Genomic DNA, 14,261 nt, shown 5'->3' on the forward strand with positions numbered 1-14,261 from the left:
CGTGTTTTTTCGGGTGGTGCGGGGCGCTTGCCAGGGGCCGGTTGTGCCGGCCCCGGCGGTTCAAGCCATGGTCATCAGTTGAGCGTTTCCGCCTGCGGCAGCGGTATTGGTGCTGATGGATTGCTCGTGGAACAGCGCGGCCAGGTCATAGCCGCGGCCCGCATGCAGCTCGTCGCTGTTGCGGCTTTCCACGCGCACCAGGGCACCGTCGCGCGCGGCGACCTGGGCGCAGACCTGCAGCAGGGCGTCGCCATCGCCCTCGAACAGCAAGGCCGCCATGGGCGCTGCCGAATCGCCCAGGGAGTCGGCGCTGGCGCTGTGCAGCCATGGCACACCGGCATCGCCCGCAGCGGCGCGCAGCGCCTGCCAGGTGGCGGCGCAGCCGCTGTCGGCGCCTGTTCCGTTGTCGGGCAGCACCGCATGGCAGGCGTTGCCGCTGGCCAGGGCTGCTGCCACCTGGGCCACCAGGCCCAGCGGCGTACGCGGCAGTGCCCAGACGGGGCCGCGCGGCAGCAGGCGGTAGCGGTTGGATTCGCCCGTGGGGCCGGGCAGCGGCATGGCCGCGTCCAGGCGCGATGCGGAGGCTGCCGCGTCGCAAGCGGCCAGGGCCTGCACCTGCTCGTCGGCGGACATGGCATCCGGCGGCGCCTTGGACAGTGTCTCGCGCAGCAGGCCCAGCAGCTGCAGCGGCGCCTGGACGGGCGACTCCGCCCGTGCGAAGACCGACAGCGCCGCGCTGGCAGGCCCCTGCACCAAGCGGTGCAGATACAGCGGGCCGCCGGCCTTGGGGCCCGTGCCCGACAGGCCCATGCCGCCAAAGGGCTGCACGCCCACCATGGCGCCGATCACATTGCGGTTCACATAGATGTTGCCCGCATGCACGCGCTGGGTGAGGTGGGCAATGGTCTCGTCGATGCGGCTGTGCACGCCGAAGGTCAGGCCGTAGCCGGTGGCGTTGATGCCATCGACCAGCGCGTCCAGCTGCTCACGCCTGAAGCGGATCACGTGCAGCACGGGGCCGAAGACCTCGCGCTGCAGGCGCTCCGTGCTGTCGATCTCGATGAGGGCGGGTGCCACATAGTGGCCGTTGAGCACGCCGTCCTTGCGCTCCACGCGGGTGACCTTCTGGCCCGCTGCGGCCATCTGCTCTATGTGCTCCTCGATCTGGCGGCGTGCCGCGTCGTCGATCACGGGGCCCACATCGGTGCTCAGGCGGTCGGGGTTGCCCAGCGTCCACTCCTGCAGCGCATCGCGCAGCATGGTCAGCGTGCGGTCGGCCACCTCTTCCTGCAGGCACAGCAGACGCAGGGCAGAGCAGCGCTGGCCGGCCGAATCGAAGGCCGAGGCCAGCACATCGGCCACCACCTGCTCGGCCAGGGCCGAGGAGTCCACCACCATGGCGTTCTGGCCGCCGGTCTCGGCAACCAGCGCAATGGGGCGGCCTGCGGGCGACAGGCGGCGCGACAGCTGGCGCGCAATCAGGCGTGACACCTCGGTGGAGCCCGTGAACATCACGCCGGCCACCAGCGGATGCGCCACCAGGGCGGCGCCCACGGTCTCGCCCGCACCGGGCACCAGCTGCAGCGCATCGCGCGGCACGCCGGCCTCGTGCAGCAGGGCCACCATGGCGGCGGCCGTCAGCGGGGTCTGCTCGGCGGGCTTGGCCAGCACGGTATTGCCGGCAGCCAGGGCTGCGGCCACCTGTCCGCAGAAGATGGCCAGCGGAAAATTCCAGGGGCTGATGGCCAGCACCACGCCCAGCGGGCGCTGCGTGGCGTTGTCGAAATGCGCAGCCACCTGGGCGCCGTAGTAGCGCAGGAAGTCCACCGCCTCGCGGATCTCGGCCACCGCGTTGGGCAGGGTCTTGCCGGCCTCTCGCATGATCAGGCCCATCAGCGGCTGGCTGCGCTGCTCCAGCAGATCGGCGGCGCGGGCCAGCGCATCGGCGCGGGCGGCAGCAGGCGTGCCGGCCCAGATCGGCGCGGCCTGGGCGGCGCGGGTGGCGCAGGCCTCGGCCTCCGCAGCGGTGGCCTCGCGCACCCAGCCCACGATGTCGGACAGCTCGGCCGGATTGCGCATGGCCTGCCAGCCCTCGGCACGCGCCGGGTCGGCAGGCAGGTCGGCCTCTGCGGGCGCGGCCAGATAAGTCTGGCGCGTGCTGTGCAGCAGTGCGGCGGCCAATGAGGCCAGCTGCTGCTCGTGCGCCAGATTCAGCCCCTGGGAATTGGCGCGGGCCTGCGCGTCTTTCTCGCCCTGCCGTGCAAACAGGTCGGCCGGCAGTGCAATGCGCGGGTGCGGCGCACCCAGCCGGCCTTCAACGCGGGCGATCTTCATCACCTCGTCCACCGGGTCGGCCACCAGCTCGGAGACCGGCACGGAGGCGTCGCCGATGCGGTTCACGAACGAGGTGTTGGCACCGTTTTCCAGCAGGCGGCGCACCAGATAGGCCAGCAGCGTCTCATGGCTGCCCACGGGCGCATAGATGCGGCAGGGGCGGGCCAGCTTGCCTTCGGAGGCCGGGCCCGTCACCTGTGCGTACAGCGGCTCGCCCATGCCGTGCAGGCACTGGAACTCGTACTGGCCGCTGTAGTAGCTGCCGCCCACAGCCTGGGCCATGTGGTAGATGCTGGCCAGCGTCTGCGCGTTGTGCGTGGCGAACTGGGGGTAGATCGCATCGGGCGCATCCAGCAGCTTGCGCGCGCAGGCCAGGTAGCTCACGTCCGTATAGACCTTGCGCGTATAGACCGGGTAGCCGGCCTGGCCGCCTTCCTGGGCGCGCTTGATCTCGCTGTCCCAATAGGCGCCCTTGACCAGCCGCACCATCAGGCGGCGGCGGCTGCGGCGGGCCAGGTCCACCAGGTAGTCCAGCACCTGCGGGCAGCGCTTTTGATAGGCCTGCACCACGAAGCCTATGCCGTTCCAGCCCTTGAGCGAGGGCGCCGCGCACAGCGACTCCAGCAGGTCCAGCGACAGCTCCAGCCGGTCGGCCTCTTCGGCGTCGATGTTCATGCCGATGTCGTACTGCTTGGCCATCTCGGCCAGCCGCAGCACGCGCGGCAGCAGCTCGGCCATCACACGCTCGTACTGCGCGCGGCTGTAGCGCGGGTGCAGGGCCGACAGCTTGATGGAGATGCCCGGCCCCTCGAAGATGCCGCGCCCGTTGGACGCCGCGCCGATCGCGTGGATGGCCTGCTCGTAGGCCTGCAGGTAGCGCTGCGCGTCCGCCTCGGTGGCGGCCGCCTCGCCCAGCATGTCGTAGCTGTAGCGAAAGCCCTGCTTTTCATAGGCGCGGCTGTTGGCCAGCGCCTCGGCGATGTCCTGGCCCGTCACGAACTGCTCGCCCATCAGCTTCATGGCGCGGTGCACGCCCTGGCGGATCAGGGGCTCGCCGCCCTTGCCGATCACGCGCGTCAGCGCCGAAGACAGGTTCTTCTCGCTGCTGGTGGATGTGAGCTTGCCCGTCAGCACCAGGCCCCAGGCCGCCGCGTTCACGAACAGCGAGGGCGAGCGGCCCACATGGGCACGCCAGTCGCCCTTGCTGATCTTGTCGCGGATCAGCGCATCGCGCGTGGCACGGTCGGGAATGCGCAGCAGCGCCTCGGCCAGGCACATCAGCGCCACGCCTTCCTGGCTGGACAGGGAAAACTCCTGCACCAGCGCCGCCACGCCGCTGCCGGCCGGCGCATCGCGCAGGCCCTGTACCAGCCGGGTCGCCAGCTCGCGCACCCTGTCGGCCTGCTGGGCATCCTGGGCGCGTGCCAGCGGCAGCAGCACGGGCAGGCACTCGGGCTCGGGCCGGTGCCAGGCGGCCGTGATCGCGGCGCGCAGCGGCGTCTGCGGCAGGATGGATTGGGCGAATTCCAGAAAGGGTTGCACCTCTTGGCTGGCGTTGGGTTGCGCCTCTTCGATCGCGACATCGCCAGGGCTGTCGCCTGCGCCTGCAAGCCGGATGGTGGTTGCGCCGCGCTCCAGGGCATCGACGTACTGGACGACGGCCTGTTTGATCAGCCAGTGCGGTGTGCGACCCATCTGCTGGGCTGCGACGCGGATGCGCTCGCGCAAGGCGTCGTCGACTTTGATGCCTACGGTGGTGGACATAATGGATTGGAAAGGGAAAGTGGTTTTTCGATGACTGGGGTGCAACCGGATTCGGCGTGATTTCACATGGGTTGCACCTTTTTTGATAGGGGGTAAACCCTTTGTGTTTACCCAGGTAAGCTGGGTCCCGTGGAGCCCGTCCAGGCGGGCCGCTCTCACGGCCTCTCGGGTCTTCCCCCGGATGGCTCCAGCGCCTGCGCTTACTGATAGTGGATGGTGAACTCTGCGGAAGCATTGGCGCTGCCGGGTACAACCCGTTCTTCCGTTTGAACGTAGCGCCCCTGCAGCGGAATCGAGAACGCCGTCTGCCCTTGCGGAACGTCGCCAGCCAACCATCGGCTGGTGCCGTCCGCCTCTGAGCCGAACCGCACCGGCTTACCGTTGCTGAGGATTTGCGCGGCAATGCCGCGTGCCGTGGAGGTCCTGTTCAGCGTGAGGTTGGAGGACGTGTTGTTGCGGTCGGTCACATCGGTCAGCGTCACGTACACCTGCGTTGCGGTCCCTGTATCGCCGCCCGAGCAGTCCAGCTGAATGTTCTGTTCCTCGCTGCTGGCGCTGGTGGCTCCCACGCCACCGGACGACCTCATGAGCACGGCGCCCATGTCGAACCTTATTTCTTTCATCCTGACCTTGCAGGTAGGAACGCGGGGACGAATGACGACCGGGCCCGCGAAACGAAAATCGACCAGCAATTGTCCGGTCGCATCATTGGCACGGGATTGAGCGAATGAGCCAGATAATGTGCCCCCACTGGAGATGGGGCCCGTTTTGATTAATTCGATGTCATAATAAAAACTCGCTTCATTCCAATTACCGCTTGTCTTTGGAACTGTTGAGTAGACCAAAAAAGGGAACGGAATTGTGAAGGCGCTTAATTTTAACTTGATGTTCTTGATGGTTCCAGGGGCTGCATAGAGACCATTTTCATGAGGGCCGATGCCTGTGAGGTAGTCTTCTATTCCAGGAACACATTCAAACTGTGGCTTCTTGGATTCTGGGATTTTATTGGTAAGTTTCAACGGACCGCTGTATTTGTAGATGGTGCTTCCAATGTTGTAGTCACCAGGCGCGAATTCGGGAACTGTCATGCCGGAGAGCTCGGCCGTAAAGTACGGCAAGCCGTCGCTGGTGTTCAATTTGCACAAGGCCCATGTTGAAGGGGTAGTCAAGGCCCAAGTCAATGGAATAAATGAACTTTTGAGGAGGCGAAGTGCATTTTTCACGGAGTTTCCTTTCGAGCATCAGGTAAGGGCTGCCCAATGCACGCATGAACGTTGTTTCCCCAAAAGCTCAGAAGTACCAGACCGTGCTACTGATAGCTCATCGTGAATGTGGCCGCACCATTGGCCTTGCCAGACATCACCTGGGCGACGGTCTTCAGATAGCGGGCCTTCAAGGGGATGTCCAGTTTGCCTTGCCCAAATACGGCGTTGCCTGCAAACCACTGGTTTGTATTGCCCGCGGCTGCGGAGTTCTGGCCGAATTTCAGTGGAGTATCGAGCCTGGTGATCTGGATGCCTACGCCTGTTGCGTTGGATGCCTGGGACGCCGTTGCGATGTTGCCCCCAGCGCGATTCAGCGAAATATTGAAGGCTTGTTCGCTGGCTGTGGTGCCCACGGGCGTGGAAGACGGAAAGAACACATTCCCCAAAGGAAGATTTATGGTGGAGGCGGATACGCGGCAGGTTGGCACCTGAGGGATGATTTGTACTGGTGTGATTGTTTGAAAATCGACCAAGAGTTGGCCAGAATTGCTGCCGGCACGGTATTGCAATATTGAACCGCTCAATTTTTCAATCTGCTGCGTGCCGCTGGCGCGTAAATGGGCGCTATCGAAAAGCTTGTCGGTTGCCGCACCATGTGGTGTTTCCTGGGCGAGCGCGAACCCTCTTTTGGGAAGAGGGCTCACCTCGGGTTCAGGTCTTGTCCGCCGCCTTCAAGGCGCTGATCTTCAGGCTGGGCTGCAGGATGGCCAGCGGACGGTCAGCCCGCAAGGTTTGCTGCGGCGGCTTGTGCTTGCCGGTGCCTGCGTCGTGCCCTGCCGCTACGGGAGTTCTGCCCGCGTTGCCGATGACTGGTGCAGTGGTGGGCAAGGCGCTGATCTTGACGCTCATGCGCAGGCCGTCCAGGTTGCGCTCCAGCTTCAGTGCCTGCTGGCTGTCGCTCGGCTGTGTGGCACGAGCGGGCAGCACTGCAGCCGCAGTGACTGCCGGCGCGCTGGCGACTACCGTGGCCGGTGCCGTTGCTGCCGTGCGTTCCTGGGTCATGCCGGCCAGAGCCACGGCCGACGCCGCGTTGGAGGCCGGGGCGCCGGCCACGGCTGTCTTGGCATTGGTGGTTGCGGTTGAGGTTGCCGCGGTCTTGCCCGGCTTGGCAGATGCCACGTCGGTGGCCGCAGGCAGCAGCTTGTTGCTGGCCACGCAGGGCAGTTCCAGGCTTTGCGGCGGCTGGTGGGTGGTGCTGCGCTTTCTTTCAGGCAGGGTATAGGAGAGGTTGCAGCCCACCATGCCGGTGTCGGTCTTCCACTGCACCTGCAGCTCACCCTGGTCTGATAGCCCGCGCGCCAGCAGCTTGCCGGCCTGGCCGATCACGCCCAACTCCTTGCCGTCCATGTCCAGCACGCTGGCGCCAAAGGGCACAGGCATGTTGCCGGCCTGCCGCGCGCGGATCACGGCCGAGCGGCCGTAGGCCGTCTTGAAGACCAGCAGCGGCACGGCACCGGCCAGCGGCGCGACGTGCTGGCTGGTTTCCTTGAGCTCAACGTCGGTGGAAAGGCCCTTTGGATCAATGGAGACCTCGTTCATCGAGAACGGTGTGAGGTAGGGCACGACGGCATAGCCCCGGCTGTCCACCTTCACTCCGGGCGCGTTGTTGATGCGCGCGCCTTCCGCGTTCTTGGCCTCCACGATGGCAAAGGTGTCAGACACCGATTGCGACAGCGTCACGCCGCCCGGGTGGGCCACGATGGCGCCACGCGCGCCTACCGAGAACTGCTGGTAGCCGCTGCTGGCGCTGACGCTGCCGCTGAGTTCGGTCTGCGATGCGCGGTAGGTGGCGTTGGCGCTGGCACTGGTGCTGCTGCCATTCATGCCACCGGTGTTGTGGTTGGCGCTGAGGCCGTAGGAGATGGCGTTGTCGTCGCCCAGCAGCCCGGACAGGTTGGCCTGGGCCTGCACGCGGCCGCGCGAGTCGCGGTTGGTATTGGTGGAGAGCATCATGCCGCGCTCCATGCTGAGCGGAATCGACAGGCCCACGTGCAGGAACGTGTTGGACTGTCCCCAGGCATCGCGCTGGCGCGCCGCAGAGAGGTTGTAGGAGATGTTGCGGAACGAGTTGCTGTAGCCAATGGCGTAGTCGACGTTGGAGCCCTGTCGGTTCCAGTACTTGGCAGTGGACGCCGTGAGGCTGAGACTGCCTCCCCCGGGGCCAAACTGCTGGCCCATGACCAGAGAGGCGCGGTTGCGAGGCCGGTACAGGTCCGTGGAGGGCCGTAGCAGATTGGCCTGATCCCGTGCGCGCATGGCGTCGTTGAGGCCGAAGAATCCGTTGGTGGAGTAGCGATAGGCGGCAATGGCCACGTGGGTGCCGGTCTGCGCAAAGGACTTTGCGTAGCTGGCCCGCAGGCTCTGCCCGGAAAAGGAACCGTCGTGGGGGATGCTGGTGGAGGCGTGCGTGATGTCTGCACCGAAGGCGCCCCAGGGCGTGGTGAGCGCTGCGCCAATCATGGGCGAGATATGGCCCTTGGCCAGGGACAGGCCGCCGTAGCCTGTCAGCATATTGGTGAAGCCGTGCTGCCACGTGGCCTGGGAGAACATGGGCGAGGTGTTGGGCAGGTGGCGTACCACGCCCGCAGTGAGGCTGTATCGGTTCTGCCCTTCACGCAGCGACAGCGGCACGGCCGCGTAGGGAACGGAGAAGCTGCGCACGGCGCCATTGGCCTCGGTGATGCTGACTTGCAGGTCGCCACCGTAGCCCGTGGGATAGAGGTCGTTGATGACGAAGGCGCCGGGCGCCACCGTGGTTTCGTAGAGCTTGATGCCGTTCTGCGTGATGGTGACTCGGGCATTGGTGTTGGCCACGCCGCGCACCACGGGCGCGTAGCCGCGCTGGGAGTCGGGCAGCATGCGGTCATCACTGTTCAAGCGTATGCCGCGAAACGAGGTGGAGTCCATCAGGTCGCCACCCGTGTAGGTGTCGCCCAGTATGAGCTGGGAAGACCAGTCGGCAATGTCGCGCTGTGCGTAGGTGGAGATGTTCTGGTAGTTGCCCCGTCCAGTGTCCGCCCAGCTGAAGGAGCCGTTGTGCCGGAAATGCCAGCGGTCGATGTTGACGCCGCCGTTCAGGCCCAGGTAGCTCTGCGTGGTGTTTTCTGCGTTGCTGGAGCGCCCGTGGTAGGTGTTGAACTGGTAGCCGAGCAGGCCGACAGGCACGCCGGCGCTCCATTGGTCGGGACTGACATAGCCGCGCACCGAACGGCGTAGCGAGGCCTGGGGCACGCTCAGGTCCAGTCGCTGCTTGCCGAAGTCGAAACTGGTCAAGGCGCCCGCAACGATCTGGTCCAGACGGTTGCAGCCACCGTCGGCCGCCAGCTTCAAGGCGGCCTCGGGCGGCAGGCGTGAGAGGTCTATGCCCACCTTCTCCAGCAGGGCCTTGTCCAGGCAGGGCAGCGCGTCCTGTGAGCCGGACTGGGCCTTGAACTGCACTTCGCGGCGGCCAACCCAGTTGCCGTTGATGTAGATGTCGGGGCTGTAGTTGCCGGGCGTGACCACGTTGGCGCGCGAGTAGCGCGAGACGTCAATGGTCTGCTTGCCGGTGTTCAGAAAGCTGGGGTCGAAGTCGACGGCAGCCGGCGTGGGCTGCCACTGGCCGGTGGACGTGGAGGTCGTGACTTCCTTGACCTGCTGCCCCTGCTGGGCCTCGGACTGCCAGCACACCAGCACGGAGAGCAGCAGCGCATGGCCGGGCTTCAGTTGGAAATATCCGGCAGGGCCTTGGCCTGGCCCCGGCATTGTTCCTTTTCCTTGCCTTGTATGCCGGCTTTTGATTCCCTTTTCTGAATCTGGAAAGACTGGCCTGATCATTTGCTTATCTCCTAATGCTGTGCGCCCGATGCAAAGCGAACGGCCAAGGCCGATGTGCCAGTCCCGGTAAAGAGACCGATGCCGTTTCGCCGGGTATTAACGCTGGGTATCGGTGTGCTGACCGGGCTGAAAATGCAGTGGCATTAGATAATCAGGCCGGAAAGGACGGGGGATTCGCGTGGCTTTGCTCGCATTGCCCTGTTTATTGGGCGGAATTTCCGATTCTGGCTTCGTGGTTGAGACTGGCGCCCCAATCATTGATGCTGCTGAACATCACCGTGGCACCTGCCGCGCCAGCCATATTGACACCCGCAGGTTCCTTGATTGGAAAGGTGGCCACCTGGCCGGGAAGAACGGGCCCGACGCCTGCCTCGAAGGATTTGCCGCCGAGTTGCACTTCAACGCCAGCCACATTGACCACAAAGGCGCTGGGATTGCGTGCTTTCAACACAGGCTGGTTTTTGGCGTCAACGTCTACCGACCATTGAAGCTGGGCAGGAGCTTCCTGGGCATTGCCGGGCAGGTTGCTGGGTCGGTACATGAGCTTGACACGGGTGCGAAAGGCGAACTGGAGATTGTTGGAGTCGCCTTCCATTTCCGCCTTGGGCGGGACGTCCAGCACGTTGAGCCAGAACAGGGATTCCTTGTCGGCAGGCAGTGCTTCGCCCGAATAGATGATGCGCAACGTCTGGCTCTTGCCCGCCTCGATGCGCATGATGGTGGGCGTGATGACGAAGGGAACGTCGATGTTCTCAGGCGATTCCTGGTTGTTGCCCTTGTCCAGCCAGGTCTGCACCAGGGCAGGTTTGCTGCCTTCGTTGGTGAGCTGGATGGTGGCTTCCTTCTCGCCACTGGGGAAGATGATGCGCGTGCCCGTCAATGTCACGCTGGCCTGTGCCGCCGCTCCAAGAAGAAGGGACAACAGGATGGCAGCAAGCTCATATGAACGTTTGATCGTCAGCATCGGAGAACTCTCTGGGTTTTGAGCGAAAGAATGGGGCCGGGCCCATGTCACGAAAGCAGAAGACACGGCATATCGACCACCGCAAGGCGGCCGATATGCCTGAAAGTCAGTGATTACTGATAGACCAGCGAGTAGGTCACCGAGGTGTCGGTACGGCCTGCGGTCACGGGGCCGGTGGCCACGTATTCGGAGGCGAAACGCATGATGGCTCGGCCATTGCCACCGACCTTGTTGTCGATGTCCACAAAGCGCGATTGGGCGGAACCGATCTTCAGGCGCTCGTTGTTGCTGGGATCCACGATGGCGATCTGGACACCGGAGGCCACGGCGGGCGCACCAGTACCGCTGGCCGCTGCGGGCTTGAGCATGCCGGTGACCAGGTCCACGTTGGGGCCGGCTTCGAAGAACACGGCGACCTTGGAGACGGGCGCTGTGGAGGTGGCGGTGGCCAGCTCACAGCCGCTGAGTTCCAGCGAGAACGCCTGGCGGCCGACAGTGGCACCCACGGTGGCCAGCTGGTTGTTCGCCACGTTGGGCAGCTTCACGCCGTCCTTGGCGGCGCCGGCGACCGTGGTGTCCACCTTGCAGGTGGTGGTGACCACCTCGCCCGTGAAGTTGATGGTGCCGTCTGCTGCTTGAGCGGTGTTCATGGCCATCATGACCAGGCCGGCAACCGATGTCAGCAATGCGATCTTTTTCATGGGTATTCCCTCGAGTTGAAGAGATAAATGAAATTCCAGCAGCGATGAATGCGCTGATGGAATAGGAGAGTGTGTGAATGGTTGAGTGGTTAATAAATCATCAGTGTTCCATGTTCACCTCATCAATCCAATGGTTGGTAACTGTCAGCATGGTCAATGATTTGCAGGGGTTGCGATCATGCTGGAATAGGTGGTGGCGCTGACATGGAGAAATTGTTCGGATGAGGGAGCGTTGGCGAGGGATGGGCGAGGTTTGTTTCTCTGGCATGTTTGAAATTGAATTGCTCAAAGACACCAGTGCCCAATGGCGCGGACGGGGTTCAGGAGAGAATATGTCAAAGAAAAAGGTGAAAAAACCTGTTCTTTGGGTATGTGATGGATTCTAGGTGTGCGCCGCCGTTATATGAAATAGGGCGCATTCTGATTATTTGAGCCTGAATCTAGGAATAGTCCTAGATTTGCTCTGTCGAATGGGGGAAAGAGGGTGCGCAGCCCGCCTGCGCCGGGCGGTTGCCTGTGCTGAGGGTGATGGTGTCTGCGGAGGGGGCGCGGGTCCCGCAGATCAGGAGGGGTGGTCGAGGGCGAAGGCCTGCAAGGGCAGCACCGGCCCTCGGCCCTGTGGATCAGGGGCGCTGGGACAGCAAATACTGCGCCATTTCGGCAAAGCCGTCGCCGCGCTCGGCCTGCGTGACATGGCGAGGCAGGTGCTTGAGCTGGGGCACGAAGCGCGCGATGTTGGCCACGCCCAGGCTGTGGGGCATGTGCTCGAACATCAGCTGGTCGTTGGTGGAGTCGCCGATGTAGATCCAGCGGTCCAGCGTGGCGTCGAGGTCGATGTCGAACAGGGTGCGCAGGATCCATCGCGCGCCTTCGAGCTTGTTGTGCGCGCCAAACCAGCCGTTGATGTGGATGGAGCTGACGGTAGCGTTCATGCCCGCCGCCTTCATGATGGTCACGCACCGGTCAATGTCCTGCTGGGGCATCTGCGTGAATTCGCTGTGGTCCACGGCAATGTCGCATTCGCGGCCCGCCGAGTCGGTGGCGCGCAGCGCGCCGGGCACGGTGGCCTCGATCTCGGCCAGCACCTGCTGCATGCGCGCGTAGTTGGCAGTGCGTGTGGCCTCGTCCTGCTGGTAGAGCTTGTCCAGCCCGCCCTGCGCATTGCGCCGCAGTGCCACGGCGCCGTTCTCGGCCACGATGGCATCCACGGGCCAGGCCTGGGCAAACGGCTCGCTCCAGCCTACGGGGCGGCCGGTGATCGGTACCACGCGCAGCCCGGACTGCTTGAGCTGGGCAATGGCATCAACGACATGGGCCGGCACCACGCCTTCCGTGGTCAGGGTGTCGTCGATGTCGGTGAGGATGCCGAGCGGCGATGCGGGAGGTGTCCAGAGGGACAGCGGCTGGAGGGTTGTAGGCACGGTCGTCAAAATGCAAAAAGCCGCCCGGGGCGGCTTGTAAAAGGGCAGCGTTTGCACGCACGGACCGTGCGCGCAAGGGCTCCATCCTACTGCCTGGCGAACTCGACGATGGCCTTGTAGAACTTGTCGGAGCCGTCCTTGGGGTTGTCTGGGGACAGCTCCATGCGGTTGACGCCGTGTTCGGCTGCGCCCTTGAAGCGCTGGTTGATCACCGAGAAGTAGTAGGGGCTGATGAAGGTGGCGCCTGCGTCATAGTGGGCCTTCAGCGCGGCCAGGTGCGTTCCTTCCAGCTTCCATTGCTGGGGGTTGAATTCAGGTGCGCCATAGCCGCTGCCGATCTGGTGCTGCTTCATGAAGCCGCGAAGCCAGTCGCTGTCGGTGGCGCCGCCGTACATGTTCAGGCCCTGCCGCCAGGGTGCCTTGCCGTCAAGCGTCTGGGTCGAGGCGAACAGCTGTGGATTCCAGGAGGGGTTCACATCGGGAATGATCTGGTGGGAAAAGAGCTTGGCGGCGGGCAGGCCGGCTGCAATGGCACGTTCATGGAATACCGCAAGCTGCGCATACACCTGGGATTCGCGGTACTGGTTCCAATCCTTTGCCAGGGGGTTGTAGTAGACGTCCTGCAACTGGGCAGGCATGTCTAGCCAGAAGCGCACGCCCTGCTTCTCCAGCATGGACGTGGGGGGCATCCACCCGAGCCGTCTGGGGTACAGATTGACCATCTTGCCCTGATTGCGTGGAACGACAACGAAGTTGGCATTGGCCAACTGGTATTTGCGTCCTTTGGACTCGGCCACGACCTGCACGATGTGCTGTCCGGCGGTTAGGTTGCTGAAGTCGAGGTTGTAGCGGAACCCGGTGTTGGGACTGGTGATGTTGTCCACAGCGCGGTAGACATCCAGGCGATTGAGGCCACGTGCCATGGGCCCTGCGAGCTTGCCGTCCAGATAGAGATCCAGGCGTTCTATGGCCTGGTTTGGGTCCCACAGCCAGCCACCCACGGGCAGTGTGCCGTCGGCAAATGCATCGTAGTGTTCGCCGAAGCCGTTGAGTTTTTCCTTGCGTATGTCCTTGGATGGGGCAGGAATGACGTCGAACGACGCGTAGTCCAGCCCGGTCTGCGCCTTGAACTGCGCGATGCCTTTGTATTTGCTCTGCAGCCATTGGCGAAAGCCTGCCACCGAGCCTGGGCTGTAGTCGGTGACGCGGATGTCCTTGTAGGCGCCCATGCCGTTCTCGAAGTCCGGGAACATGTGGTGCAGTTCACCGGGCAGGGTGTAGGCAATGATGCGGTCCTGTACGGGCTGGGGCAGCTCCCGGATCTTCCTGGCCATGTATTCGAGGGCCTTGAAGCGGTAGTGATTGACGGGCACCGAGGGGTCTGTGGAGAGCGTGTAGGGCAGGATGCGGTAGCCGAAATAGCCCAGTTCCAGAGGCTTGCCGTCGCGTAGCTGCATCAGGTTGACGGGGTCCTTGGCCAGCTCGGCGGCAATGGGGCCGACCGAGTCGAAATGGTCTGCCGAGAAATACAGCACGACCGGACGCTGCACCTTGCGGATAACGTTCAGGAAGCTGTCCACCTTGGCTTCGTCGATTTCCCAGCCCTTGGCCGTGCGCTGGTACAGCCCCAGCAATTGCAGCGTGGCGGTGTAGCCGATCTGCACGTTACCCTTCGGGCCGCCCGGTTCCAGCGTGTCCAGCAGGCGGTTGACGGCCGCGGAGCCGTCCAGCTTGCGCTGCTGGCAGAAGGCGTAGGCCTCGTCCATGGACTTGATCCTGATGTCGGCAACGGCTTCATCGCACAGGAGCATGCCTTCCACCGTGGGCGCGATGACCAGGGGCTGGCTGCGCGTGGCACCAGAACCTGTCTGTGCATGGGCCGCCATGGATGCCAGGGCAAGGCCTGCGGCGATCAGCGTGGATGCGTATGGAAGGTGGAAGGTGCGAGGCAGGTGGGGCATGGATGGGCTGGTGGACAGGACTGGATGTGGCAGGC

8 protein-coding genes are annotated in these 14,261 nt (G+C 64.0%); all 8 read right to left on the minus strand.

Annotated elements, in window-relative coordinates:
- Positions 1–60: 60 nt before the first annotated feature.
- Complete coding sequence (gene putA, locus G4D77_RS19860; protein ID WP_154833368.1) at positions 61–4,098, minus strand: trifunctional transcriptional regulator/proline dehydrogenase/L-glutamate gamma-semialdehyde dehydrogenase; 4,038 nt, start codon at positions 4,096–4,098, stop codon at positions 61–63.
- 200 nt (positions 4,099–4,298) lie between these two features.
- Positions 4,299–5,321, minus strand: coding sequence for a fimbrial protein (locus tag G4D77_RS19865; RefSeq protein ID WP_227740889.1), 1,023 nt, complete (start codon positions 5,319–5,321; stop codon positions 4,299–4,301).
- 86 nt (positions 5,322–5,407) lie between these two features.
- Positions 5,408–6,007 (minus strand): fimbrial protein, encoded by a 600-nt coding sequence (locus tag G4D77_RS30905; RefSeq protein WP_223275367.1) that lies wholly within the window; start codon positions 6,005–6,007, stop codon positions 5,408–5,410.
- A gap of 7 nt (positions 6,008–6,014) precedes the next feature.
- Positions 6,015–9,107 (minus strand): fimbria/pilus outer membrane usher protein, encoded by a 3,093-nt coding sequence (locus G4D77_RS19875; RefSeq protein WP_154833370.1) that lies wholly within the window; start codon positions 9,105–9,107, stop codon positions 6,015–6,017.
- Between the two features lie 274 nt (positions 9,108–9,381).
- On the minus strand, positions 9,382–10,143 hold the full coding sequence (locus G4D77_RS19880; RefSeq protein ID WP_154833372.1) for a fimbrial biogenesis chaperone: 762 nt from the start codon (positions 10,141–10,143) through the stop codon (positions 9,382–9,384).
- A 113-nt stretch (positions 10,144–10,256) separates the two neighbouring features.
- On the minus strand, positions 10,257–10,844 hold the full coding sequence (locus tag G4D77_RS19885; protein ID WP_034363243.1) for a fimbrial protein: 588 nt from the start codon (positions 10,842–10,844) through the stop codon (positions 10,257–10,259).
- 623 nt (positions 10,845–11,467) lie between these two features.
- The gene (locus tag G4D77_RS19890; protein ID WP_154833374.1) at positions 11,468–12,265 is read right to left on the minus strand and encodes an HAD-IIB family hydrolase; all 798 of its coding nucleotides are present in this window, start codon (positions 12,263–12,265) and stop codon (positions 11,468–11,470) included.
- A gap of 86 nt (positions 12,266–12,351) precedes the next feature.
- Entirely contained in the window at positions 12,352–14,226 is a 1,875-nt protein-coding gene (locus G4D77_RS19895) for a hypothetical protein (RefSeq protein WP_154833376.1), read from the minus strand.
- Positions 14,227–14,261: the final 35 nt, after the last annotated feature.

Source organism: Delftia sp. WY8, assembly GCF_018437695.1.
GTDB lineage: Bacteria > Pseudomonadota > Gammaproteobacteria > Burkholderiales > Burkholderiaceae_C > Comamonas > Comamonas tsuruhatensis.

Bases quoted from the DNA above. Each gene is read 5' to 3' on its own strand.
- putA (WP_154833368.1), bottom strand. From the start codon at position 4,098: ATGTCCACCACCGTAGGCATCAAAGTCGACGACGCCTTGCGCGAGCGC.
- G4D77_RS19875 (WP_154833370.1), bottom strand. From the start codon at position 9,107: ATGCCGGGGCCAGGCCAAGGCCCTGCCGGATATTTCCAACTGAAGCCC.
- G4D77_RS19880 (WP_154833372.1), bottom strand. From the start codon at position 10,143: ATGCTGACGATCAAACGTTCATATGAGCTTGCTGCCATCCTGTTGTCC.
- G4D77_RS19885 (WP_034363243.1), bottom strand. From the start codon at position 10,844: ATGAAAAAGATCGCATTGCTGACATCGGTTGCCGGCCTGGTCATGATG.
- G4D77_RS19895 (WP_154833376.1), bottom strand. From the start codon at position 14,226: ATGCCCCACCTGCCTCGCACCTTCCACCTTCCATACGCATCCACGCTG.